This is a genomic window from Lysinibacillus sp. FSL K6-0232 (assembly GCF_038008325.1).
In the GTDB taxonomy this organism is placed as follows: Bacteria; Bacillota; Bacilli; order Bacillales_A; family Planococcaceae; genus Lysinibacillus.
In genome coordinates this window covers 461,601-488,211 of sequence record NZ_JBBOYW010000001.1, presented here as the reverse complement: position 1 = coordinate 488,211, position 26,611 = coordinate 461,601, and the positions used below count along the sequence as shown (strand labels likewise).

General features: G+C 37.5%; 20 protein-coding genes and 3 pseudogenes. 10 read left to right on the top strand and 13 right to left on the bottom strand.

The window, feature by feature from the left end:
* Nucleotides 1–144: 144 nt before the first annotated feature.
* From MHB42_RS02310 to MHB42_RS02300, 3 pseudogenes are all read left to right on the top strand, one after another.
* Nucleotides 145–1,245: pseudogene (locus MHB42_RS02310) on the top strand (DNA topoisomerase); the annotation flags it as partial.
* 704 nt (nucleotides 1,246–1,949) lie between these two features.
* Nucleotides 1,950–3,776, top strand: a pseudogene (ltrA, locus tag MHB42_RS02305) (group II intron reverse transcriptase/maturase).
* A 100-nt stretch (nucleotides 3,777–3,876) separates the two neighbouring features.
* Nucleotides 3,877–4,968: pseudogene (locus tag MHB42_RS02300) on the top strand (DNA topoisomerase); the annotation flags it as partial.
* A gap of 219 nt (nucleotides 4,969–5,187) precedes the next feature.
* Here the strand turns inward: MHB42_RS02300 and MHB42_RS02295 are convergent.
* From MHB42_RS02295 to MHB42_RS02280, 4 genes are all read right to left on the bottom strand, one after another.
* Nucleotides 5,188–5,916, bottom strand: a complete 729-nt coding sequence (locus tag MHB42_RS02295) for a hypothetical protein (RefSeq protein WP_340804155.1) — start codon at nucleotides 5,914–5,916, stop codon at nucleotides 5,188–5,190.
* Between the two features lie 25 nt (nucleotides 5,917–5,941).
* Nucleotides 5,942–9,724: a DEAD/DEAH box helicase gene (locus MHB42_RS02290; RefSeq protein WP_340804153.1), complete on the bottom strand. Its 3,783-nt coding sequence runs from the start codon at nucleotides 9,722–9,724 to the stop codon at nucleotides 5,942–5,944.
* Between the two features lie 121 nt (nucleotides 9,725–9,845).
* The gene (locus MHB42_RS02285; RefSeq protein WP_340804152.1) at nucleotides 9,846–10,400 is read right to left on the bottom strand and encodes an NADPH-dependent FMN reductase; all 555 of its coding nucleotides are present in this window, start codon (nucleotides 10,398–10,400) and stop codon (nucleotides 9,846–9,848) included.
* Nucleotides 10,401–10,527: 127 nt separating this feature from the next.
* Nucleotides 10,528–11,304, bottom strand: coding sequence for an oxidoreductase (locus MHB42_RS02280; RefSeq protein WP_445299986.1), 777 nt, complete (start codon nucleotides 11,302–11,304; stop codon nucleotides 10,528–10,530).
* Between the two features lie 212 nt (nucleotides 11,305–11,516).
* Between MHB42_RS02280 and MHB42_RS02275 the strand changes: the two genes are divergently transcribed.
* From MHB42_RS02275 to MHB42_RS02255, 5 genes are all read left to right on the top strand, one after another.
* On the top strand, nucleotides 11,517–12,563 hold the full coding sequence (locus MHB42_RS02275; RefSeq protein ID WP_340804150.1) for a PseG/SpsG family protein: 1,047 nt from the start codon (nucleotides 11,517–11,519) through the stop codon (nucleotides 12,561–12,563).
* Between the two features lie 192 nt (nucleotides 12,564–12,755).
* Nucleotides 12,756–12,941, top strand: coding sequence for an SE1832 family protein (locus MHB42_RS02270; protein ID WP_340804149.1), 186 nt, complete (start codon nucleotides 12,756–12,758; stop codon nucleotides 12,939–12,941).
* Nucleotides 12,942–12,974: 33 nt separating this feature from the next.
* A complete protein-coding gene (locus tag MHB42_RS02265; RefSeq protein ID WP_340804148.1) occupies nucleotides 12,975–14,540 on the top strand; it encodes an ABC-F family ATP-binding cassette domain-containing protein in 1,566 nt (521 codons plus the stop codon).
* Between the two features lie 669 nt (nucleotides 14,541–15,209).
* The gene (gene spx / locus MHB42_RS02260) at nucleotides 15,210–15,614 is read left to right on the top strand and encodes a transcriptional regulator Spx (RefSeq protein ID WP_340804147.1); all 405 of its coding nucleotides are present in this window, start codon (nucleotides 15,210–15,212) and stop codon (nucleotides 15,612–15,614) included.
* A gap of 23 nt (nucleotides 15,615–15,637) precedes the next feature.
* Nucleotides 15,638–16,084, top strand: coding sequence for a MarR family winged helix-turn-helix transcriptional regulator (locus MHB42_RS02255; protein ID WP_340804146.1), 447 nt, complete (start codon nucleotides 15,638–15,640; stop codon nucleotides 16,082–16,084).
* A gap of 202 nt (nucleotides 16,085–16,286) precedes the next feature.
* Here MHB42_RS02255 and MHB42_RS02250 read toward each other — a convergent pair whose 3' ends face one another.
* The 3 genes from MHB42_RS02250 to MHB42_RS02240 all read right to left on the bottom strand — a co-directional run bounded on the left by MHB42_RS02250 (nucleotide 16,287) and on the right by MHB42_RS02240 (nucleotide 18,188).
* Nucleotides 16,287–16,835, bottom strand: a complete 549-nt coding sequence (locus tag MHB42_RS02250; RefSeq protein ID WP_340804145.1) for an RNA polymerase sigma factor — start codon at nucleotides 16,833–16,835, stop codon at nucleotides 16,287–16,289.
* Between the two features lie 236 nt (nucleotides 16,836–17,071).
* Nucleotides 17,072–17,242 carry a LuxR C-terminal-related transcriptional regulator gene (locus tag MHB42_RS02245; protein ID WP_340804144.1) on the bottom strand — a complete coding sequence of 57 codons (171 nt, stop codon included), beginning with the start codon at nucleotides 17,240–17,242 and terminating at the stop codon, nucleotides 17,072–17,074.
* A 10-nt stretch (nucleotides 17,243–17,252) separates the two neighbouring features.
* A complete protein-coding gene (locus MHB42_RS02240; RefSeq protein WP_340804143.1) occupies nucleotides 17,253–18,188 on the bottom strand; it encodes a GAF domain-containing protein in 936 nt (311 codons plus the stop codon).
* Nucleotides 18,189–18,380: 192 nt separating this feature from the next.
* Between MHB42_RS02240 and MHB42_RS02235 the strand changes: the two genes are divergently transcribed.
* Together MHB42_RS02235 and MHB42_RS02230 are read left to right on the top strand one after the other, a co-directional pair.
* Nucleotides 18,381–19,136 carry an SDR family NAD(P)-dependent oxidoreductase gene (locus tag MHB42_RS02235; protein WP_340804142.1) on the top strand — a complete coding sequence of 252 codons (756 nt, stop codon included), beginning with the start codon at nucleotides 18,381–18,383 and terminating at the stop codon, nucleotides 19,134–19,136.
* 111 nt (nucleotides 19,137–19,247) lie between these two features.
* Nucleotides 19,248–19,991: an SDR family NAD(P)-dependent oxidoreductase gene (locus MHB42_RS02230; protein WP_340804141.1), complete on the top strand. Its 744-nt coding sequence runs from the start codon at nucleotides 19,248–19,250 to the stop codon at nucleotides 19,989–19,991.
* 62 nt (nucleotides 19,992–20,053) lie between these two features.
* Here MHB42_RS02230 and MHB42_RS02225 read toward each other — a convergent pair whose 3' ends face one another.
* The 6 genes from MHB42_RS02225 to MHB42_RS02200 form a co-directional block, all read right to left on the bottom strand.
* Entirely contained in the window at nucleotides 20,054–20,440 is a 387-nt protein-coding gene (locus MHB42_RS02225) for a RidA family protein (RefSeq protein ID WP_340804140.1), read from the bottom strand.
* Between the two features lie 24 nt (nucleotides 20,441–20,464).
* Entirely contained in the window at nucleotides 20,465–21,658 is a 1,194-nt protein-coding gene (gene dpaL, locus MHB42_RS02220; protein ID WP_340804138.1) for a diaminopropionate ammonia-lyase, read from the bottom strand.
* A 12-nt stretch (nucleotides 21,659–21,670) separates the two neighbouring features.
* Nucleotides 21,671–22,831, bottom strand: coding sequence for a M20 aminoacylase family protein (locus MHB42_RS02215; RefSeq protein ID WP_340804137.1), 1,161 nt, complete (start codon nucleotides 22,829–22,831; stop codon nucleotides 21,671–21,673).
* A gap of 31 nt (nucleotides 22,832–22,862) precedes the next feature.
* Nucleotides 22,863–24,275, bottom strand: coding sequence for an alanine/glycine:cation symporter family protein (locus tag MHB42_RS02210; RefSeq protein ID WP_340804136.1), 1,413 nt, complete (start codon nucleotides 24,273–24,275; stop codon nucleotides 22,863–22,865).
* A 256-nt stretch (nucleotides 24,276–24,531) separates the two neighbouring features.
* Nucleotides 24,532–25,661, bottom strand: a protein-coding gene (locus tag MHB42_RS02205) for an IS3 family transposase (protein WP_340804134.1) whose coding sequence is annotated in 2 segments (ribosomal slippage) — nucleotides 24,532–25,415 and nucleotides 25,415–25,661 — 1,131 coding nt in all. Because the reading frame shifts where the segments join, the coding sequence is not laid out codon by codon here.
* A 61-nt stretch (nucleotides 25,662–25,722) separates the two neighbouring features.
* Nucleotides 25,723–26,577: an AraC family transcriptional regulator gene (locus tag MHB42_RS02200; protein ID WP_340804133.1), complete on the bottom strand. Its 855-nt coding sequence runs from the start codon at nucleotides 26,575–26,577 to the stop codon at nucleotides 25,723–25,725.
* Nucleotides 26,578–26,611 lie beyond the last annotated feature (34 nt).

Below are 26,611 nucleotides of genomic sequence, written 5' to 3'. Positions count from 1 at the left end.
TCTGACAAACACATCTATACAATATGATAAACATCTTTTCTTTATGACAATTTGCTTTCCTGTTATTTTTCATGGCACTTCAACTGCTAACGCTCTCAACCTATGCTATATTTAAAATCATGGAATAATGAAAGGGTGTTAACAATGGCAAAAAGTGTAGTAATTGCTGAAAAACCTTCCGTTGCACGTGATATTGCGCGTGTGCTGAAGTGTCATAAAAAGGGAAATGGCTTCCTTGAGGGAGATCAATATATTGTTACTTGGGCGCTTGGACATCTTGTCACACTAGCTGACCCTGAAAGTTATGATGTGAAATATAAAACGTGGAACCTAGAGGACCTACCAATGCTGCCAGAGCGTTTAAAGCTAACCGTTATTAAACAAACAGGTAAACAATTTAATGCGGTCAAAAGCCAGCTTATTCGTAAAGATGTAGGTGAAATTATTATTGCTACAGATGCTGGGCGTGAGGGCGAATTAGTAGCACGCTGGATTATTGATAAAGTAAATGTTAAAAAACCAATTAAACGTTTATGGATTTCCTCTGTTACAGATAAGGCGATTAAAGATGGCTTTGCTAATTTAAAGCCTGGGCAAGCCTACAATAATTTATATGCTTCTGCCGTTGCTCGTTCTGAGGCAGATTGGTATATCGGGCTTAATGCTACTCGTGCTTTAACTACCCGCTTTAACGCACAGTTGAATTGTGGACGTGTCCAAACACCGACAGTAGCGATAATTGCTGCACGTGAAGATGAAATTAAAAACTTTAAGGCACAAACTTATTATGGTATTGAGGCACAAACAGCAGACAATTTAAAGCTTACTTGGCAAGATCAAAAAGGCAATAGTCGCAGCTTTGATAAGGAAAAAATCGACATACTAGTGAAAAAGCTAGGAAATAGTAATGCAGTCGTAACAGATATTGAAAAGAAGCCAAAAAAATCATTTGCGCCTAGTCTATACGATTTAACAGAATTACAGCGTGATGCCAATAAAATCTTCGGCTATTCCGCAAAGGAAACATTAAATATTATGCAAAAGCTGTATGAGCAACATAAAGTATTAACATATCCTCGTACAGATTCTCGCTTTATTTCTCAGGATATTGTTGCTACAATACCTGAACGCTTAAAGGCATGTGGCATTGGTGAGTACCGTTCCATCGCCAATAAACTGCTGACAAAGCCAATCAAAGCAACAAAAGCATTTGTTGATGATAGCAAAGTGTCAGATCATCATGCCAGTGCGACACGTTAATCTGAAATTCCAATAGAAATATTGGTTGGGAAGATTTATTAGAAAACTGAAGAATCCTTGAGGGGAATGAAAGCCGTCATGCTGTGCTGAAACCCTCACACTAATACTCCCCTAAGCAGGGAAGCAGACTATTATGGAACTGTTTAAAGCGGGGTGAAGTCGGCGAAAGTGAACAGGAATAAAGAACTGTCACTTAGAGTAGTCGGGTGGTTGTAATATACGGTGAGAATGTACACATGTACTGACGAACTTCTGAATGTACGAGTCTATAGGTGGTTATCTTATCTGTGATGATAAGGTATTACCAATAGTGGTAAGTTAGTGGAGTTGAGTAAAATTTGGCGTTATGAAAAACTCTATACCGAGCGATAGACGGTATCAAGCTAACAGGCTCAAAGGAAGCACCTAAGTATTACGTGAACGGGAATCTTTGGAACGTGGGAAGCCAAGAACTGTATCTGTTTTACAGAAACTCATAGTCGAGGACAGTTGTAGACGAAAATCCTTCGGGTATAATAAGCTACTTTATCTTGGTGAAAGTAGTGCCACAGTACCGATGAAACTACGATAATAAGTAGTGGAGGGATAGGCACGAGTCAAATAAGAATGGATTAATAGATTCAAAACTAACTCTGTTTTTCGAGTAAGAAAGGGAAAACAATTTTCTGCAAAGGAGTTGTCCCAACAGAGTGACGAACAAGTATAGATACAATGACTATTATGATATGACAAAACTATTTGATGACTTATACAAACGGTCACAAAACAATGAGTCGTTTCAAAATTTAATGCGTATTATTTCGAGTGAAAATAATATTCGCTTAGCCTTTCGCACAATTAAAAGTAACACAGGCAGTCAAACTGCTGGCACAGATAAACTCACAATTAAAGATATTAAAGGTCAATCATTGGAATCGTATATTGAAGCAGTGCAAGAAAAACTAAAGTTTTATACACCAGACACTGTTCGACGAGTTTACATTCCGAAAGCTAATGGCAAAACACGCCCTTTAGGAATACCGACAATGATTGATAGACTTGTACAACAATGTATTAAACAAGTGTTGGAACCAATATGTGAAGCAAAATTTCACCCACATAGCTATGGTTTCCGTCCTAATCGAAGTACAAAACACGCGATTTCAAGAATGATGAGCCTCATCAATATCGGGAAGTTTTACTATACAGTTGATATTGATATTAAGGGCTTTTTCGATAACGTAAATCACACAAAGCTTATTAAACAAATGTACGCGTTAGGAATAAAGGATAGAAAATTAATTAGCATCATTAAAGCTATGTTAAAAGCTCCGATTCAAGGAGAAGGCATTCCAAACAAAGGAACACCACAAGGAGGAATTCTTTCCCCTTTACTATCTAATATCGTGTTAAACGAATTAGATTGGTGGATTTCTTCACAATGGGAAACGTTCACAACACAAAAGCAATATAAAACGTATCAAAGTCAATACAATCAACAAAAGAAAACAAACTTAAAACAAATGTATATTGTGAGATACGCAGACGATTTTAAAATTATGTGTAGAGATTATCAAAGTGCGAAAAGAATATTATGTGCGGTTAAAGACTGGCTAAAGATTCGCTTGAAATTAGATATTAGTGAGGAAAAATCAAAAATTATCAATTTGCGGAAAAACTACTCTGACTTTTTAGGGGTAAAAATTAAAGCTGTGAAAAAGGGAAAAACATTTGGAGGGTATGTGGCACAATCACATATATCAGACAAAGCACTTGAAAGAATGAAAAAGGAGATAAAAGAGCAAGTCAAAATTATCCCCGATAACATTCAATCATCCCACGTAACAAAGCTCAACAGCATGATTTTAGGATGGCATGAATATTATAGCTGTGCCACCTACTGCAATATAGATTTTGCGAAATTGGCTTTCTCACTGAAACCATATATGCACAATAAGTTAAGGCAAGTAGGAAAATTCTTAAAACCAAGTGACACCGACATGTCACCGTTATATAAGAAATTCTATGGGAAATCTGAATCAAAAACATGGAAGATTCACAATGTATGTATCTACCCAATTCATTACGTTCAGCATAAAAAAGTTATGAACTTTAGTCAAGATGTCTGTGATTATACACAAGAAGGTCGAATAAAATCTTCGAAAAGCCTAACAAGTCAAACAAGAGATGACATTATCCAATTGGCAAAGATGTATAATCCGTATGAAAGTGCTGAATACAATGATAACCGTGTTTCAAGAGCTTCCATGTCACAAATGAAATGTGAAGTAACAGGAAAGCAATTAACCATAGAAGAACTACACTGTCATCATGTACTCCCCTGAAATCAAGGTGGTACAGATGAATATAAAAACCTACGAATTGTCCATAAATTGGTGCACAAATTAATACACGCAACAACAAATGAAACGATTGAGAAATACCAAAATATCATTGAAGATAAAAAAGCCCTAAACAAGCTAAATAAACTTCGAAAACATTGTAATCTTGAACCGATTAATCTACTGACTATTTGATGGAGCGCCGTATGAGGGGAAACTCTCACGTACGGTGCGGAGGAGGGGAAAACAAGTACACTTAACGGATAATGCCGAAGTGGAAAGTTACCTATTCCTATTCATTCCAACAGAAGGCTATGTGAATCTTTCAGCCTTCTCAGATAAGGAACGTAAAATTTATGATCTTGTTGTAAAGCGTTTCTTAGCTGTTCTACTGCCTGCTTTTGAATATGAACAACTAACACTACGTGCAAAAATTGGCGATGAAAGCTTTATTGCTCGTGGCAAAACGATTTTATCGGCAGGCTGGAAGGAAGTTTATGAAAATCGCTTTGAGGATGAGGATACAGCAGATGATGTCAAGGAACAGCTACTTCCTCGTATTGATAAAGGAGATACGTTAAAGATAAAGCTACTTGCACAAACATCTGGTCAAACAAAGCCACCTGCTCGTTTTAATGAGGCAACATTATTATCAGCAATGGAAAATCCAACAAAATACATGGTGACAAATGACAAAAAACTAGCCGACACATTAAAATCTACTGGCGGTCTTGGGACAGTTGCAACGCGTGCAGATATTATTGATAAGCTTTTTAATTCCTTCTTAATTGAAAAACGTGGTGGCAAGGATATTTATATTACTTCTAAAGGACGTCAATTATTGGATTTAGTGCCAGAGGAGTTAAAATCCCCTGCTCTTACAGCAGAATGGGAGCAGAAGCTTGAGCTTATTGCAAAAGGGCAGCTAAAAAAGGATGTCTTTATTAGTGAAATGAAAAATTATACGAAGGAAATTGTGTCAGAGATTAAGGCAAGTGACAAAAAATATAAGCACGACAATATTTCTACTAAATCCTGTCCTGATTGTGGGAAACCAATGCTTGAGGTCAACGGCAAAAAGGGTAAAATGCTTGTATGCCAAGATCGTGAATGTGGTCACCGTAAAAATGTTTCCCGTACAACAAACGCACGTTGCCCACAATGCAAAAAGAAACTGGAGCTTCGTGGTGAAGGTGATGGTCAAATTTTTGTATGCAAATGCGGCTATCGTGAAAAACTATCAGCCTTTGAAGCAAGACGCAAAAAAGAAGGCGGCGGCAAGGTCGATAAACGCTCCGTACAAAAATATTTAAAGCAGCAAAAAAATGAAGAGCCTGTCAACAATGCACTTGCAGAGGCATTAAAAGGGTTAAAATTTGATGAATAAGAAAAAGGGTGTCTCAACAATCATTTGAGACGCCCTTTTTACATACCTTGAATTAATAAATTGGTTTAAGGGGGGGTTTTTGATGGAAGCGAAAAATTTTAGACCACGCAATGTTATTTTTATGACAATTGTGGTCGTTGTTTCTATCTCAATTGGTCAAGCTATTCATGTGCTATTTATTAATGTGCCATAGCCATAACAGCCGATTATCGCCTAATCTTATAAATACTGCTCCCGCCATTGTAACTGCTCTTTTTCCGTTAGCTGCTGCTCAAGCTGTTTATCCCATTGATTCCATAAAGTATTCCACACACGCACAAAGACCATATCCTGCTCCTTATTATAAAGCACAAACTCTAAACATGGGCTATCATTAATTTGCTTCGCCTCTACCTGCTCAATCATAGTAATAATTTTTTGAGAAGTGCCTGCCTCCTCTTCGTTTTCATGCTGTAATGCTGTAATCAGCAACGATTCTTCAAACTGCTCTTGCTGCTCAGCCTCTTTATCAACGTAACGATAGAGCTTTGGCAGGTCATCATATTCTTCGATACTATCTGCTTCAATAGGAAGAAACAATTGATGGCAGGGACTAAAATAGAGAGTAGCTGTTTCAATATCCAGCTCCTCCTCAAAAATGCCCTGCTCTAGCTGCTGCTGCCCTTTATCAGTTAATGTAAAAATATCGTCTTCACTTTTCATTAGGTTGACTCGACTCATTAAAGCTACTAAATCCTCGATAAATAGCGGGTCTACTAGCAATAGCTCACTTAATTCCTGTGCATTTTTAAAATTAGCTTCCTTAATACTCAGCAGCAGCATTGTCATTAAAACATCCATTGTTGATCGGCGCACAGGCTTATAGGTTACTTCAACCGTTCGAATAGGAATACACCATTCATCCATTTTTAGAATCTTAATAGCTCGATTTTGTTGAAGCTCTCGCATTAGTCGTTGCTGTAATTTGGACAATCTACATCACCAACCCTTTATGATTACGCAAGCCATTGTAGGATTTCACTGTCTTTAATAATGTTGTATACATTTCTCTTGTTTCCTGATGCTTTGCGCGTTTAGCAAACATATCCGCACTGCCAATTAGCAATAGTAGCTCACGCGCACGAGATAATGCAACATTTAAGCGGCGATAATCTCTCGCAAAGCCAATATCTCCGCCTTTTGCTGTATTACGAACCATACTTACTAGTATAATGTCCATTTCCATACCCTGGAATTTATCGACAGTGCCTGTTCTAAATTGTAAATGCGGTAGCTGTAACTCCTGCTGTAGCAGACGATTGATTCTCTTCACCTGCTCACCATAAAAGCTAATGACACCAATGCTTTTTTGGGCATCCTGTGGTATACGACCTGCCTCTTTTGCTGCCTTAACAGCATCATTTAAGTCCAGCAAAATATGACGAATTGTTTGTAATTCACCTTTATTATAGCGACTCGTTCCACCCTTTACCTGCTCCTCTAAATAAGGCTTTTCAGTTGGAATATCAATCCATAATAAATGGTCATCACGCTTGACAAATTGACTCTCTAAGCCATGATCTCGCGCTGCATCTGAATCTGGTAAGCCACACTGCAAGCCATTTTCCTCTTTTGCATAAAATGGTGTAATGCTTTGCATAATTTTCTCATGCATACGGTATTGTAATGCAAGCATTTGCTTATGTGTTGACGGCAAATTATTAAATAGGCGCTCAAATAATGACTCGCGCAATAGATTTTTTAATTCCTGTGCACCTTCAAAATTCGGATTTTCCTCCAGCATCGCCTTTAATGTTTCCTCCAATGTATCATCTCCAAGCAATGGCGGTAGCTGATGATGATCACCTACTAAAATAACCTTTTTCCCTTTAAGCATCGGCAATAATAGCTCTGGTGGTGTTGCCTTTGATACCTCATCAATAATCACTACATCAAAGGTAGGATAATTTTCCATAAACTCCTTGCTTGCAGAGGCTACACATGTTGTACCAATCACATTCGCATGGCGCACATATAGTTTTCTAATTTCATCTAAATCATATTCTGTAGCACTTTGTAGCTTATCACGCCATTGCTCCTGTAATTTTTGGCGAAGTGGTAGCTGTTGTTCCTTACGCTGCAACTCTTCAATAGTTTGGTTAGCCGCTTTAATCGCTTCCACAACCTCCTCAGCCGTGCGTTCTGGCGTTGATTGTAAAAGCTTTGTATAGGCTGTTAATTGCTTTTCCTTTTTCAGTCCAGCAATATTAATATCTTTAATGCGTGCTTCTATTGCTGTTAACTGCTGCTCAACCTCCTGCAAGCTTGTTTGCACAGTCTGAAGAGCTGCCTGCTTTGGAACTAATTGCGCTTTTGCTTGCTCTACCCCCTCAAGCTGCTGCTGTACTTGCTGTAGTGATTCTTGCTTCTGTGCTATTACTATTTTTAAATACTCAGCGGATTCTTCTGGCTCCTCTTCCAGCTGGAAGGTGCTTGCTAACTGCTTTAGTCGCTCTGTATGCTGTAAAAATGGCTGCAATTGACGCTGTAAGCTTTGGACATCAAAGCTTGTGATGGCGCATTCCTGATGAATAAAGCTTGCCATATTTTTACGAAACAGCTCAAACTCTTGGTCTTTATGTGCCTGCTGTTGCTGCAATGCTACCCCTTTTTGCCACACAAAATCACGGCGCATATAGAGCCCAAGCAGGTAGCTTTCTAGCTCCTCTGCCATTGGCGATTGCCCCTCTTGAAATGCCTTGTTCAGCTGTGCAAAAACACCCGTAAGGTTTTGCAAAGAAAATGACTGTATTGGCTGTAGCCTGCTTTTAGCAAAAGCCCGCTCCTTTACTTCCTCTGTTACCAATCCTTCCAGCTTTGCAATAGCTTTTTGTAGGCGTGTATTAATAGTAGACCAAGCTGCTAAATCCTTTGCATCCTCTAAATGCTGTAAGCGACTAATTTGCTGTGACAGTACATGGCTAGGTCGAATTTGATAGTGCTGTAAAAATCGCTGAATACGTTCAAAGGCTGTTAATGTTTGAATATACTTTTGCGCTTCCTTCATTGTAGCTAAACGTTGGCTTTCCGTATCATATTTAAGCTGTATCTCTTGAAATTGCTCTGTTAGCTGCTGCTTTTGCTCTTGCAATTCCTTATATTGAATAGCTGCTTTTAGTTGTTCGATTTTTTGTATTGTTTCCTGAATGGTCTGCTGTAGCTCCTCTAAAGAAGGATTGTCAGCAAGTGTTTGTGTAAGTCGCTGTACAATAGGCTCAATTTGTGCAAGCTGTTTATCATAATGCTCTTTTTGTGCCTCGTATGTTTGCTGCTCCGCTTTAGCAGCCTTTAATTCCTTTTTCAATGTTTGAATTTCTTGCTGTACAATAGGCTCTTCGATAGCTGCCTGCTCTTTTGCGGCAATTTCCTTTGTTAGCTCCTCTAGCCACTGCTCCAATTTTGCTAGCTCATCTTGTGCTTTTAATAGATTTCCCTTTAGCTCCTGCTCACGCTCAGGAAATGTTGCAATTGCCTCTTCAATGGCAGTAAGTGTTTGCTCACGCCAATGCAAAGCCACATTTTCCTCGATAAATTTTTTACCTTCCTCTTCAATACTTTCTGTTCTACCGTAGCGCAAAATTCGGATGTCCTGATTGGATAATAATCGCCCTAATGCATTATCCACCGCTAAGTTGGATTGCGAGGCAACGAGTGTTTTTAAGCCAGCCTTTACATTTTGCTGACAAATTTCTGAAATCACCGTTGTTTTCCCTGTACCCGGTGGACCTTGTATCACATATAAATCCTCAACAGATAATGCCCCTAAAACCGCTCGACGCTGATATTCGTTTAAATTATTGTGAAACTCAATATCTTGTCGAAGCTTAGATGCTCGAACAGTTGGGCGTTTTTCAAATAAAATTGTTTCTAAATGAGGGTTTACTGCCTCGCCCTTCTCCAGCTTTGTAAAGCCATTGCGCAACCTTCTAATTTGACTCAGCGTGGCAAAATTACTAAAGCTTACTTGCTTTGAACGAAGATTGAGCTGATCCTTGCGTGCCAAATCCTGTATAAAGGGCTTTAAATCAATTTCTACCGTTTGCTTACTAGCAGTAGCCTTTAAAACCTGTCCAATCTCACCGCGTACGCCTTGAATGCTGACACTTAGCCCTTCTAGCTGCTTCCATTCCTTGCTTTTTATGTAGGGACAAACAATCGTTAAGCGTGTAAAGTCTTCATTGAAATAGCTTTGTTTAAATTCTGTATGAATATCATCTATCGTAGCATCTCGTTCTTGGATTTTTAAATAGCCTTCCCAGCTCGCTATCCGTTTTTTTACATACTCTGTACGTTCCTCTGCGATTGGTAATTGTCTTATTTTCGTATGCAGCTCAAGCGGAATACCTGCTCCGTTATTCGGTCTTGTGATAAATTGCATTGCGGCTGCTAGGCGGCGATTGGTATGAATAGGACCACGCATATGAACAAAGCGAATATTTGTTGCTAACAATCCCTCAACCTTGAGGACACAATCCATAATCACGGTTTTCCCTGCAAGAACCTCATGTAGCTTTTTATTATCCTCAGCATTAAAATAAATAGATAAAAATATTTCACCCGCTGTTTTAGCTTTTCTTTTTTCAATATAAACTGTAAAAGCGTTTTGTAACGTAAAAAAGGCATGCTCATTTGCTGAGCATTCCTCTACTGCTTCCTTTGCCTTATTGGTCAAAATAAGGCTACAGCGTTGCTTTTCTAGTAAAGCAATGTCCTGCAATGAGCAGCCCTCCCTTCCATATCACTAAAGTTTTATTTTATCATATTTTAAAAAAATACTTATAATGAAAAAACCCCTGTACAGTGATTTCCTACCACTGTACAGGGGCGTAAAATTCATATTAATGCTGGTCAATTGTTTCCTTCGGTAGATTTTTGCTCATTTTACAATATTGCACAAAAACACGTGCTAATTCACGTAAACGATTATGAACGTCTTCGTCTATAATATTATTGTCTGCATCAAAATGCGATGTATGTGTGTACACATAGTTTGGTGTTACAAGGGCACGGAAATAGTCTAAAATAGGCTTTAGCTGATTTTCTACTACAAGGTGATGCTGGTATGTGCCACCATTCGCCACAATTGATACTGGCTTATAGCGCATTGTTTTAGGATGCAAGAAATCAAAGGCATTCTTTAACACGCCAGGGATAGATGCCTGGAAAATGGGTGTTGCGATAATATATGCGTCCGCTTCCTCAAATTGTTGAATCATTTTCTTCATATCATCATTTAATGGTGAACCATCAACAATTTGATGCTTATATTGACTAAAATGCATCATTTCTAATTCGAAACTAGCATCTAATTCTTTAATATATTGCTCCACTTGCTCTAAAATAACACCAGTTTTACGACCAAACATAGTGCCGTCCACGAGTAAAATTTTCATCTTTACTTTGCCTCCACATTCATCTTCTACAATAATATTGTAACAAATGACAACTTGCCCGAAAAGAATTGTCGTGATGAAAGGAAGAAATTCAGCCTTTAGACGGAATGCTCAAAAAGCTGCTATATTATTTTTGTTCCTGATCCTGACGGTGAAAATGAACTTCCTTATCTACAACTGTATCAGCTAGCTTGTGCTTATCCCAATTAAATAATGTTTCCCTTGAAGTATCTTCTTCTGGTATTTCAGGATAATCTAATGCCGCCAATTCAGGTGATTTATAAATTGTCACAGGCTGGTGTTTTCCATATAACGCAATAACAATCATTGCCTTGGCTACCTGTGAGGCTTCAATAGCTCTAGCAGCTTTAAAAGGCCCTACTAAGAAAGGCTTGGCAAGCTTTAATATTTTCTCTCCCACCTTTTCCCCTAAACGAAATTCCTGACGCTGCCCTACTAACAGTGATGGACGAATAATCGACAGCCGTTGTAAACCTAGTTCAATTAAATCTTGCTCAAGCTTGCCCTTCACTCGATTATAGTAGAAAGGTGAATGTTCATTTGCTCCCATTGAGGTAATCACAAGAAAATGAGGAATGCCTCGCTTTTTTGCTAAAGAAGCAATCGCTAATGGATATTCAAAATCGACCTTTTCAAATATCTCGCGAGAACCAGCATTTTTGATGGTTGTACCTAAACAGCAATATAATTCATGGGCAAATTCAATATCCTGTTCTTCCAATCGCTCAAAATCTCGAATTTTCACTTCTAGCTTCGGATGCGTAAAAGCTGGTTTCGTTCGTACAATAGCTGTTACAGATACATATTCATCATTTTCACATAATTGCTCAACAAGAGCCGTGCCTGTTAAACCAGTTGCCCCAACAACAATTGCTGCACGCATACCCACTTCCATCCCTCCTTTTGTTTAATAATCTATATGTATTTCCTACTCTACACTATATATCGACCATTTTTTATACTTCAAAAGCTTATGATTGCACCCAGATGACTAGAGAATTTTTATATAGTATCTTTTATCAAATGCTAAATTTTACACATACTTGCCCTTTCTTCACCATAATTTAAAAGGACAGAGGAAAGGATGGGATACATTTGCAAAACGAAACACGAGCAATAGAACCGAAAAAAACAATTGTTTTCATTATCGAAAGCTGTATTGACAAAGGGCTGTATCCTTTTGAACGGGTTTCAACATTAGCGAAGTTACTGACGCATGAAAAAGTTGTGATATTTGTTAAAAGCCCTTCAAATGATGGGATTCCAATTTTACTTAATGAAGGATTATCCCCTATTTTATTTAATCATTTTAATGAGCTACCCCAGCATATAAAAGAAATTCAGCCCGATTTAATTGTAAGGGATGGACGCAATTCAGAAGAATGGCAAGTACAAAATTTACGTCCTTATTGTAAAACAATTATTCATTTTGATGATTTTGGCGAGGGTGGTCAAGCTTGTGACTGCGTACTACTAGCACTCTATCAGGAAGTAAAAGATTATTTGCCATCGCATTATATTGGCGGAAACTTTGCTTTTGCACTGCCAAAGGCTTACCAGCAATTTAATAATATACCTGAGCATAAAACACTTGAAGACCCTCCACATATAGTTGTTGCTTTTGAGGATGGGGACGAGCATAATTTAACCTACCGTACACTTCGACACTTAACGCAGCTACAAATTCCACTACAAATTACAGTGATGATTGACGATAGCTATCGCCATGTTACAGATGACTTGCAAATGATGGTGCTAAGCCGTCGCAATACAGCTATTCTTCGCGATAAAAATGCACTTCTTAAACTATTACCAAAAGCTGATATTATAATTTGTAATGCCAATTATACGCCATATAAAATTGCCTCCTATGGTGTGCCATGTATTACACTTGCACAATCTGAGGCAGAGCTACTCCATGCCTTCCCACGAGAGCACAATGGTTTTATTCATTTGGGGCTTGGTCGTAAAATGAAGCAATCACAAATACAAAATGCTGTTATGGAATTGCTCTTACATGAAGCTCGAAGTGAACGAGCAATTAAAAAGCAAAGACAATTAAATCTCGGTCATAACAATGAAACGCTGCAAGCATTGCTACTAGATTTTGCATATGACCGACACAATATCGCCTCTACTTAGTGCTACTACAAAGGTGAATATGATACAATATATAAGAATTTTTTACTTTTTGTGCTTTCTTAGCCTTATGAAGAAAGCCAAAATAATAAGGAATTGATTGATTTTGATAACTAGGCGGTGAAGGTTATAAAAGCCTTCATCGCTTTTGCACGCATTCGCTATACAAATATTCTGTCTAAGGGAGCAATGATTATGCCAACAAAAAGCGATATTGAATACCAAATTCGAGAGTTAAAAATGGACTATATTAATTTACAAGGCGATATTGAAAAATTGGAAGCTACAGGGCATAACGATCAGGTAGCAAAAGCAGAAGAACGCCTTGCAAATATGGAAGCTAAGCTAGCAGAGCTGAATAAACAATTAGCAGAGCTTTAAAATGTAAACTGAAAGACAGTTGGAGGAACATACATGGCAATATTAACAGTTGAAAATTTAGGTCATTCCTTTGGTGATCGTACACTTTTTAAAGATGTATCGTTTCGCTTAGTAGAGGGTGATCATATTGGACTTGTCGGGGCAAATGGCGTTGGAAAATCAACATTAATGGGCATTATTACTGGTCAAACCATCCATGATACAGGGAAGGTAGAATGGCTTCCTGGTACGCATTATGGCTATTTAGATCAGCATACGGTACTTACTGCTGGTCGAACAATGCGTGATGTGTTGCGTGATGCCTTTCTACCTTTATATAAAAAAGAAGAAGAGCTCAATGAAATTACAGGTAAAATGGCAGAAGCAACACCTGAAGAATTAGAGGTACTGCTAGAGCAAATGGCTGAGGTGCAGGATGCATTGGACGCAGGAGATTTTTACTCATTAGATATGAAAATTGAAGAGGTGGCACGTGGGCTTGGTCTTGATGCGATTGGCTTAGAGCGTGATGTAGCTGCTCTCTCTGGTGGACAGCGTACAAAAGTGTTATTAGCAAAGCTGTTATTGGAAAAACCAAAAGTTTTACTGCTGGATGAGCCAACAAACTATCTTGATGAAGAGCATGTTACATGGTTAAAAAATTATTTAAAAAACTATCCATATGCCTTTCTTTTAATTTCACATGATACAGAATTTATGAATGAAACAGTGGATGTTATTTTCCAGCTTGAGTTTTCAAAATTAACACGCTATACAGCAACATATGAAAAATTCCTAGAGCTTGCTGAAATTAATAAGCGTCAGCATATTGAAGCCTATGAAAAGCAGCAGGAATTTATTAAGAAGCAAGAGGACTTTATTGCTAAAAATAAAGCGCGCTACTCAACGACTGGTCGTGCAAAATCGCGCGCAAAGCAGCTTGATCGTTTAGAGCGTATTGATCGCCCAGAAACAGCGGCAAAGCCAGAATTTAGCTTTAAAGAAGCTCGTTCCACGAGCCGTTACGTTGTAGAGGCTGAAAATTTAGTAATTGGTTATGATAAAGACAAGCCATTGCTTCCCCCGCTTACTTTTACTATTGAGCGCGGAGAAAAGATTGCGCTTGTTGGCATGAATGGTGTAGGTAAATCAACATTATTAAAAACCATGCTTGGAAAAATTAATCCCCTTGCTGGACAAGTTATTCGAGGCGATTACCTTCACCCCTCGTACTTTGAACAAGAGGTAAAAGCGGAGAAAATTACACCGATTGACGATGTATGGAATGCCTTCCCTTCTATGGAACAAGCGCAAGTGCGTGCAGCGTTAGCGCGTGCAGGCTTAAAAACTGACCATATTACACGTCCGCTTAATTCATTATCCGGTGGCGAGCAGGCAAAGGTACGTTTATGTAAATTAATGATGGAAGAAGCAAACTGGCTGCTTTTTGACGAACCAACAAACCATTTAGATGTCGATGCTAAAAATGAATTAAAGCGTGCGATGAAAGAATTTAAAGGCACAATTGTACTTGTTAGTCATGAGCCTGAGTTTTACGATGGACTCGTCACAAAAGTTTGGAATGTTCAAGATTGGTTCACATCAGGGCAACAAAGTTAATATTTATCACTACAGGGGGTCGTTTGAAAAGTCATTTTGAAACGACCCCTTTGCGGCGAGGATAGTGACAATTGATTGTGACTACCGCGGGAGCAAGCATTTTTAGCGAATTTTTAATATAGAAGCTGGGGCTGTCCGAAAAGATATATACTTTTCGGACAGCCCCTTTATTATTGTATTGAAAAGTTAAACAGTCTTTTGGAGCATTCCAACCTCTTTCCCAGCATTTCTAAATAATAACTCAAGAATATGGAGATGCACTCTCGCATAATAAATATCCGTACATGAAGTACGTAATCGTATTAAAAATCACCTCCCTACTTTTCTAAAAATCTCCTTTCCTCTATTAACAGCATCTTTTTTCCTCGCAATAACGCATAAATAGTCATTTGCAAACATATTATAATCAGTGGATTAATAAATAAGACAAACCTGAGATTTCTATTAGCTTTTTTAAACTTACATCATTGTAAGCTGGAATGACGAAACTTTTTGCTGCTTTTTGCGTATATGTTAATGTAAGTAAAAAAATAACTTCTTATACTAAATTTTTTTCAAATAACTATTGATTTATTTATATCTTACTAGTAAGATATGTATATAAGCTAATTAACTTACTGATAAGATATTTATAAAATAGAATCTAAAAAAGAAAGCGAGGAATGAAGAATGACAGTTACAATTTACTCACAAGCGAGCTGTTCTTCATCCAGAAAAGCACTTAAATGGTTAAAAGATCACAACATTGACTATAAAGAAAAACGTATTACATCACAGCCACTTACACTTGCAGAATTTAAAGAAATTCTTAGCATGACTGAAGATGGCACAGATGAAATTATTGCAACAAACTCTAATGATTTTAAAAACTTAAATATTGATATCGACCAGCTTTCTATTCAAGAGCTATTTGCCATTATTCAAGAACACCCAAGAATGCTACGTAGCCCTATTTTAATAGATGAAAAACGTATTCAAGTTGGGTACAATGAGATGGACATCCGTCGTTTTATTCCACGTAAAGTACGTGCTTACGAGTTAAATGCGATGACAAGATTGGCACAAGAAAGTTAAAACAGTTTTGGAGATGACCTTCTATGGATCAAGAAAAACAACAAGCCATTACCTCATTGTTTGAAGTAGTTTCATCAATAGAGCGTAAGTGGGCAAACGAGTGGAATAATCATAATGTGCTCGGCTTTTCAAAATCCCATATTTTAATTTTAGACTACTTATCGCAGGAGGGCCCTAAACGCCCTTCTGCTATTGCTGAACGCCTAAAAGTAACAACAGGTGGTGTTACAGTGTTAACAACAAAGCTTATTAATGCTGGCTTTATTGAAAAAACACAGCACGCAACAGACCGACGCGCTTCACAATTAGTCATTACACCTGAGGGTGAAACTATTTTAGAAGAATCTCGTCAACAGGTAAATGCCATTATTAACAATATGTTTGGCATGCTCACAGCAGAGGAGCTACAAACATTGCGTAATATTTTTTCAAAATGCTTACTGGATGTTGATCCAAATCAGTCCCGCTAAAAATTACCTACTACCACGAAATACCTCTGATAGACAAGATGATGAAGCTCAAATTCACCTTGTTTATTCAGGGGTATTCTCTATTTTTTTACCAACATAAAAAAGCTGCATTGCAATTTTAGCGAATGCAGCTTTTGTAGATAGATTCGTCGAACAAATACCTCTGTCTAAGTATTTATGGTGTGCGACCAATCTGCTTTCATTATGCTGGCAGCACAGATTCCACAAGTGATTCATCAGACATAAGCATTTCTTTTAAACGAGCTTTTGCACGGAATAAACGGGATTTTACAGTACCAATGGAAACTTTCATAATCGTAGAAATCTCAGCAAGTGAATATTGGTCTATGTAGAAATACCATAATGTTTTACGATAAATAGCATCCAATTGCCCCATTTTATCCTGCACTAGCTTTGTTACAATATCTTTTTCAATTTTTTCTTCCGTTGAAATATCATTATTGGGAACCAAATCTAAAATCGGTACGTCTAATGTTTCAGGTTGGTTCATCATATATTTGCTACGACGTACTTTTTTACGGTAGCGATCTCTAAATGTATTCATTGTTATCGTTGTTAGCCAAGCTTTAATATGCTCTACTTCAGCAACGCTGTTTTCATAGCGCACAACCTTAACCCAAACTTCTTGCATTAAATCTTCAGCTTCTATATTATTGCGAGTTAGTTTTAAACATAAGTGATAAATATAACGATTGTATTCCTCATATACGCCTTCTAATTTTTCATTCATTGTGTATGCCTCCGCTTCTTGTTCTTGCTTCTATACATATTCTCGCAAAATAATGTATTACACTCTATCGCATTGGCTTTCAATTTCATTACAATCATGTAAGCTTATACACTATCACTTGTAATATTCGTAAAGATTGTTTTACTACTATATTACTTATTCCATTAATGCCTCCATCATTACGCTATTCCACTATTTTTATTACTATATTTTGAATAATTTTTATTATAAGGATGCTAGCTTAACAAACCTAAGCGAAAGGCTGACGCTACAACTTGTGTTCGATTTTTTGCTTTTAGCTTGGTCATTAAGCTACTTATATAATCCCTCACTGTATGCTCACTTAAAAACAGCAACCCTGCAATTTTTTTATTATCATATCCTTCTGCAAGCAAGCCAAGAATCATCGACTCTCTTTCAGTTAAATGCAGCTCTGGAGCTTGTTCTATCCTTTGATAAAAATAGCCCTAAGCGCTTCCCTACTTCTTCAAGCAATGCTAATTCATCCTTTGTACAATCAAATTCCTCCCCTAGCTGATCAAATGTCAGCCAGCCAAATAATTGATCTTGTTGAATAATTGGAATAAAAATAACAGAAGATAAATTAAATAATTGAATATGCTCCTCTTTCACGTAATTTTTAGGATTTTTTAAATAAATTGGCTTTTTAGAGCTAAATACTGTGTTTAGCTCCGTTATCTGCCCTTTCATACTTTGCACCTTTGGCAGCTCTGCACCAATCACGCCGTAAAATTGATTAGACCATGGTACATATGCGTAAAATACACATCTTTTATAGTTAAAATACTCTTCACATTTTTTTAAAATATAAGCTAAATCATTATAGCCTGATGAGTAAATTAGCAATTTATCGAGCTTATCCAATAATTGAAGATGGCTTAATTGTTGATTTGTTGAATGATTATCACTTGTTGGGTGCACTATCCTATCATCATAAAGCTGTACTAAGTACGTAAATATCGAGAGTACATACATTAATGCAGCATTCATACGATGATGTTTTTGCTGAATCATACATGTAATCAATGATTTTTCAAAAATTAATTGAAAGAGATTAAAGCTTTTTATATCAATAACGGATAGTTGCGATTGCAGCCATGTATTTAAAAAATTTCGATAATCATCCTGTAAATCTTCAATATGTGTACGTGCTAGTAAACGTAGAAATGAATCGAGCAGCATAGCCGTTTTTTTGCGATCTTCCTCAGAAATAGAAGACTCAAGATAAAGATAAATATTTGTATTCTCCTCGATTTGCTTATAATGAATTTTAATAACTAGCACAAACTCTTGAAATGTCATTTCTTCAAAGGATTGCATTGGATGTGTCATAGGAAGCTCTCCTCCTTTATTTAAACATACCCCTATAAATGGTGGATACTCGTCATACTATTATACAGCATCTTATAGGATGGTTTTTGAAAATGCGAAGCGTAAAATAAAGGTATCCCTAAAATAAAGGGAATATTTTTAAACCCTATAGCTAAATCTATATCCAGATAGAATGAAAGGTGCGTGCTTGACATGAGATTGGAAAATAAAGTAGCCATTATTACAGGTGGAGGTACAGGTATCGGTAAAGAAACTGCTTTGTTATTTGCTAAAGAAGGCGCAAAGGTAGTTATTACTGATATTAATGAACAATCTGGTAACGAAGCAGTACGCGATATCCAAGCTATTGGCGGAGAAGCACTATTTATACGTCATGATGTTAGCAATGAAGATGATTGGAAAAAGGTCGCAGATGAAACAATAAAAGCTTTTAGCAAAGTTGATATTCTTTTCAATAATGCGGGTATTTATATTATTAAGCCTCTTGCAGAAATTGAACTTTCTGACTGGAATCGCTTAATGTCTATTAATGTAACTGGTGTCTTCCTTGGAATGAAGCACATTATGCCACTTATGGCACAGCAACAAAAAGGCTCTGTCATTAATGCCTCTTCGATTGCAGGCTTAACAGGTGCTGCTGGACATGTATTATATGGTGCTAGTAAAGGTGCTGTACGTATTATGACAAAGGATGCTGCAATGGAATATGCGCCATTCGGTGTGCGTGTCAACTCTATTCATCCCGGTTATATTGATACAGGTATGGCAGATTATGCATCAGCAACAACAGGAAGCTCTAAAGATGAATTAGGGAAAAGTTTATTCCCACTAGGTCGTTTAGGTTCCGTTCAGGAAGTCGCTCAAACAGTATTGTTTTTAGCTTCTGACGAATCTTCATTCTCAACAGGTGCTGAATTTGTGATTGATGGTGGCGCAACTGCAAAATAATAAAGTGAACCTTCCATTAATTGGACGTTTCACCAATCAGGTTGTTTCTCTCCTTTTATGAAATGAAGGGACTTACAGCCTGTTAATACAGGATAAAGGTGGTTTTTTCAGATGAAATTACAAGATAAAGTAGCAATCGTCACAGGTGGCGCTAGTGGTATTGGCGAAGCAACTGTTCGCCTATTTGTAGAAGAAGGCGCAAAAGTAGTCATTGCTGATTTTTCAGATCGCGGGCAAAGCATCTCAGAAGAATTAAATAACAATGGCTTCGATACATTGTTTGTGAAAACAGATGTAACAAGTGAAGAAGATATTAAAAATATGATTAGTGCAACAGTGAACAAATATGGCAAGCTTGATATTATGTATGCCAATGCAGGTGTAGCTGATGATGCACCTGCACATGAGTTAACTTTTGAAAAATGGAAAAGAACCATTGATATTAATTTATCTGGTGTCTTCCTTTCCGATAAATATGCGATTGAACAATTCCTTGCACAAGGTACAGGTGGCGTTATCGTTAATGCTGGCTCTATCCATAGCTTTGTCGCTTTACCAAATCCAACAGCCTATGCTTCTGCAAAAGGTGGCGTAAAGCTATTAACACAAAACCTATGTACAGCCTATGCAAAAGAAGGCATCCGTGTAAATGCTGTATGTCCAGGCTATATCGAAACACCACTGCTTAAAGAAGTAGATACTGCAAGTAAAGAATACTTAGCATCCCTTCACCCACAAGGTCGCCTTGGCAAACCAGAAGAGATTGCAAAAGCTGTTCTGTTCTTAGCAAGTGATGACGCAAGCTTTGTCAATGGTACAACACTGCTTGTTGATGGCGGTTATACAGCTCACTAATATAGCAGCAATACAAAGGTTTAAGTCCTAATAAGATGAGGACTTAAACCTTGTTATTTTTATTAACCGTAATATGCAATGACTTCAATTTCTACTAGCGCATTTTTAGGTAAGCAATCGACTGCATAAGCAGCTCGTGCAGGCAAAATTTCACCAGCGAAATATTCACCATAAATTTCATTCACTATCGCAAAATCAGCAATATTATCTAATAATACTGTTGTTTTTACTACATTGGTAAAATCTAATCCTTGATCTGCTAGGATATGTTGAATATTAATAAACACTTGATAGATCTGCTCCTTTACTCCACCGTCTGGAAAAGCCCCTGTTTCAGGGTCTATTGGAAGCTGACCAGACACAAATAGAAAATCTCCTGCTTTAATTGCCTGTGAATATGGACCGATTGCTGCTGGTGCCTTATCCGTTGATACCTTTTGAATACTCATTATCATTTCCCCTTTCACCATCATTTAAATTGAATAAGCACCATCCCATACAACTTTTTTATAATGTGCAGCGTCAGTATCTCCTTCAGTGCTAAAGAATAGAATTTTTGAATCTGCAGTCATCTTTAACTGCTCTCTTAAAGCTGTGTACTGATCTCGTCTTAAGATTTCGCTTACAGCTCCTACGCCCACTGCTCCCGATTCACCTGAAATAACTTGTACATCGCCCTTCATCGGTGCTGCTAGAATCCTCATTCCCTGAGCAGCGATATTATCTGGACAAGAAAGGAAAGCATCCGCATAGTCATTTAAAATTGCCCAGCCTAGTGTACTTGGCTCACCACATGCTAAGCCTGCCATAATTGTATCCATATCACCTTTTACATAATGCAGCTTGCCATCATTTGCTTCAGCCGTTTTAAATATGCAGTCTGCCTTATCTGGTTCTACAACAACAGTAAGCGGACGATCCTCACCATAAACATCTGCAAAGAAGCCTTGAACTGCGGCTGCCATTGAACCAACACCAGCCTGAATAAAAATATGTGTAGGTTTTTCGTCTAATTTTTTTAGCTGCTCATATGCTTCTACTACCATCGTGATATAGCCCTGCATAATGTTTTTAGGAATTTCTTCGTAGTCTTCCCATGCTGTGTCCTGTACTAATATCCAATTGTTTTGCTCAGCATGTTCAGCAGCTAAACGAACTGTATCGTCATAGTTAAGATCTGTAATGGCAGCATCCGCCCCCTGTGCCTTTATATGATTTAATCGTTCTACTGACGAACCTTTAGGCATATAAACAACCGATTTTAGCCCTAGCTGTTTAGCTGTCCATGCAACACCCCGACCATGGTTTCCATCTGTTGCTGTAATAAATGTCAAGTTTCCTAGCTTTTCTTTCACTTCAGGTGAAACAAGCTTTTCGTAAGTTAAATTGGAAGATTCAATATTTAATTGCTTTGCTAAATATTGCCCAATCGCATATGATCCACCTAAAGCTTTAAAGGCATTTAAACCAAAACGATAGGATTCATCCTTTACAAATAATTTGCTAATATTCAACTCCTCCGCTAAATGATCTAACACAGCTAAAGGCGTCGTTTCATACTGTGGAAAACTTTTATGAAATGCATGTACTTTTTGAGCCTCCTCTAGCCCTAAAAAGTCGATATTTGTACTTGGATTTTTCTTTCTAGTATATTTTATTAATTTCATCGTGACTCTCTCCTATTCTTTTACTAGGCTAAGCTTAATAATTTCTGCAAAAAATTCAGCACCTGTTTCGATAATTTCATCATTATAGTCATAAAGTGAGTTATGCAGTGGAATCACTTCCTCACCTTTAACTTTACTTCCTAGAAATACAAAGCAGCCAGGAATTTTTTCAATAAACTTACCAAAATCCTCAGACGCCATAATTGGGGTACAATCACTGTTTGTATTTTCTGCACCAACGATATTTTTGGCAGCTAATGTCGCAACCTCATTGCATCTATCCCAGTTAATCGTAGGAGAAAATTCATGTGTATAGTCAAACTCACATTCAGCGCCATGCATTGCACATATACCCTCACATAAGCTTTTCATTCTTTTCTCCAATAGTTTTTGCACTTCTGGCGTAAAGCTTCTTGTATCGCCTTTAATTTCTACATTAGAAGGAATGGCATTACGAATACCATCCGATTGAATTTCTGTACATGACACGACTGCCGTTTGAAGTGGGTCAAGATTTCTTGCCACTACTGTTTGAAGCGCAAGAATAATTTCAGCTGCAATAACTAAAGGGTCAACGCCCATATGTGGGCTTGATGAATGTGCGCCTTTTCCTTTAATTCGAATAACGAAATTATCCTCACTAGCCATAATAGGACCTGACTTTGTGTGTATCGTTCCAGCAGGTAATCCCGGCATATTATGAAGACCATAAATTTCATCCACTGGGAATCGCTCAAATAATTGATCATCCATCATTGCTTGAGCACCTTTTCCAATTTCCTCAGCAGGCTGAAAAATAAATCGAACAGTCCCATTAAAATTTTTTCGAGTAGAAAGTAATTGAGCAGCGCCTAATAATGTCGTCATATGTCCATCATGTCCACATGCATGCATTTTTCCTTTATGCTTAGAGCGATATAGAAGGTCTTTTACCTCATGTAGATTTAATGCATCCATATCAGCCCGTAACCCAATTACACCTTTACCATCCCCAACAGTAAGATTCGCCACAATACCTGTAGTACCGATATTTTCATGCACTTCTAAGCCCATTTTTTTGAGCTCCTGTGCTATATAAGCGGATGTTTTTACTTCCTCAAAGGCAGTTTCAGGATATTTATGTAAATAATGACGCCATTCTAGTAATTGTTTTTTAAACTCTATATTATTCATAATATACCTCCACTTTCACAGAAAAATCTGATTATTTACGTGTTGCTTCATCGATATTATCTAAATTAATTGTTGTAACATCTAACTCTTTATTCCACTCAGGCTCCTTTACATCACTTTTTAATTGATGCATATAATTTTTATAGGCATAGCGAACGTACTTAAATAAACCAAATAATGCATAAACATTAATAAATACAATAATCGCCAACATAAAATCAACTGAAGCCCAAATTGTGGTAAGTGGAACTACTGAGCTTAGTATCAGTACACCAGCAGCTATAATTCTATAAATCCATATTATAGGAGTTGCGTTCTTTTTAAATACATAACGAATATTTGTTTCTCCATAAAATATATCCGCAAGGAGTGTTGTAAATCCGAATAAGAACATTGCCCCAAATACAATCCATTTACCCGCAGAGCCTAGTGCAACAAAAAATGCCTCTTGTAAAAGATTAATACCTGTTAAACCTGTACCAAGAACATCTGTCATTAATAATGCAAAGGCTGTACACGAGCAAATAATAATCGTCGTAATAAATGTCCCTAACATTGCTAAAAATGATTGTTCAATAGGATGCTTAACATCCGCAGCAGCATGCATCATACCAGCCACACCATTACCAGCATCATTAGAGAATAACCCCCTTGCAATACCGTGACGGAAAGCTTCCATAATCGTATGTCCAATTGCACCCCCAATTACTGCATGACCAGTGAAAGCACTTTCAAAAATTAATGATAAAACAGCTGGCAGTTGTGTAATATTCGTGATAACAATAAACAATGTAATAGCAATAAATGTTAAAGCCATAAAAGGTACAATTAATGTTGAGAAATCAACAAGTCGCTTGACACCACCAATAATAACAATCGCTGTAAGAATAACAACTGCGATTCCAGGAATAATTGGGTGGATATCCACAACCCCAGTAAATGAGTTGGCAATAGAGTTTGTTTGAATTGATGCAATAAATAAACCTACTGCAAAAATGTAACAAATAGCTATAATCATCGCTAGAGCTCTATTGTTAAGACCTTTTTCTATGTAGTGGGCAGGACCACCACGATAAGTCCCATCCTCTATTTTTTCACGGAATAATTGTCCTAAAGTTGTTTCAGCAAACGTAATGACCATGCCTAATAATGCAGTCACCCACATCCAAAAAATTGCCCCTGGTCCTCCAGCAGCTAAAGCGCTTGCCACCCCTACTAGGCTACCAGTCCCAACCTGTCCTCCAATCGCAGCACATAAAGTCGAGAAGCCCGAAATATCCCCATCCTTGCCTCTTAGATTTTTCTTCATACATTTCACTGCATGACCAAAATGTCTTAATTGTGGAACACCTAGACGGATCGTATAAAAAGCCCCTACTCCTAGTAATAAATATGCAATGAATGAGCCCCATAAAAAATCATTTACTTTGTTTAACAGTTCCATCCCGTCATCCCCTTTGTATCAATCAAATATATTGCTTATTCCGTTTCAGTTATTCTAATATTTCGTCAATTAGGAATATACAAGATTATTATTTGATTTTATCAATATATTGAGGGGGGGATTTTTCCTTTCCTACATAATACATTGGGATGTAGCGTCAAACTTCTATTATACATTCATATCTGTATGATACTTTTTATATACTAATGGCGTCATATTCATCGTTTTGGAATGTCAACACTAAACTGGACAAAAATCATGTGGGCTGTAGCTTGAATTCCATCGGCGTTAAATAGCCAAGAGTTCCGTGGATACGGATGTTGTTAAACCAATGAACGTAATCGTCAAGTTCAAGAGCGAGCTGTTCAAGGGAAGTGAAGTGGGCTTGATTTGCGAATTCGGTTTTAAATACCTTAAATGTCGCTTCGGCCACGGCGTTATCGTAAGGGCAACCCTTCATGCTGAGTGATCGTTGGATGCCGAACGTCTCGAGTGCTTCTGAAATCAGCTTGTTATCGAACTCTTTGCCTCGATCTGTATGAAACATTTTCACGTCATTCAAATTGGCTTCAATACTTGCTAACGCTTTATACACAAGGTCTGCGGTTTTATTTTCACCTGCACTATGACCGATGATTTCTCGATTGAAAAGGTCGACAAATAAGCATACATAGTGCCACTTTTTTCCGACACGGACGTATGTTAAATCGCTGACAATAACAGCTAATTGCTTGTTCTGATTGAATTCACGTTGTAATTCATTTTTTACAGGTGCTTCGTTACAGTTGGCTTGATGAGGCTTAAATTGCGCTACTGTATAGTTTGAAACTAAGCCCATTTCGCTCATTAAACGACCAATTCGGCGTCTTGATACTTGTTTCGGCTCTGCTAATTTCATCAGTTCTTTTTTGATTTTACGTGTTCCATAGTTGTTACGACTGGCTTTGAATATGCGTTCGATTTCTTTTGAAAGTGCGGCGTCTTCAGCTTTTCTTGCACGCTCACCAGAAAGGTCCGCATGGTAATAATACGTACTTCTTTTAATGTCGAGGACGGCACACATTGCTGATACCGAATACTTGTGAGCGTTGTTACGAATCACATTTATTTTCGTCCCATGATCAGCGCCGCTTGCTTTAAAATATCGTTCTCCATCAATAAGCGTTGGTTTTCTTTGCGTAAGCGATCTAGCTCAGTTTCTTCTTCTGTCCGGTTATCCTTCGCAGCGAAAGAACCAGTTGCTTGATGATTTTTAATCCATTTATCAAGAGCTGAAGCAGTTAAATCGTATTCACGGACAATATCTGCACGAGACTTTCCGTTTTCATAAAGCTTCACCATTTGCAGTTTAAATTCAGGTGTAAATGTTCGACGTTGACGTGTCATAAAAGCACGCTCCCTTAAGTTATTAGTCTAAGTTTACAACCCCTCATTTATTCTGTCTAACTTAGTGTAGCCTATCCATTTTTCTAAACTTTTCAATAAAGTAGCTCGTACTATTAAAGCCTACTTGATACGCAACTTCTGTCACATTAGCTTCTGGATTTTGCAATAATTGTAAGCTTTTTTGAATACGATAATCCATCACATAGTTTAACGGTGTCGTATTTAAAATTCTCTTAAAATAGCGACAGCATTCGGAACGACTTAAATGACCTGCCCTTGCGATATCCTCTAAGCTTATTTTCTCTGTATAATGAAGGTGAATCCAGCTTAGCATTTGCTTGATTCGCTGGCTCTTTACCATTTCCGTTTGCACATATTCTGGTGCAAAGCCATTCATAATTAAATTTTTCCAAATAAATAGTAGCTGCATCGTTAAATCAAAATCAAAATGCTGTGGCTTATGCTCTGTCAATTCCTTCACTTTTATCATGCCTTCTACAATATTTCTTCCCCACAGCTCACCTTTATCTATAAAAATATAAGATAAATTCGTTGCTTGAATATATGGAACGATATATGTTGTATATAGCTCTTGTGGCAAAATAAACTTTGGCAAGACATTTAAGCAAAGATAAATACAATTTGAATGCTCCTTATCTTTAGCCATATGCAAGCAGCCGCTATTGATAAATAGCCCTTCCCCTTTTCGCACTACAAGCTTCTCTTCATTTACTTGAAAAATGGCCTTTCCTTGCATAACTAAAATAAATTGAACTTCCTCATGCCAGTGAAGTGGAATATAGCCATGTATATTTTGCCTAATGGTTGTTTCATAACAAGCAAGAGGTAAGCCAACCGTTTGATGATGCGTTAACTCCTTTAAATTTTGATTGACTATAAAATCTGGAATTTGCACATAACCACCCCATTTATTTGACCAATTAATGCTA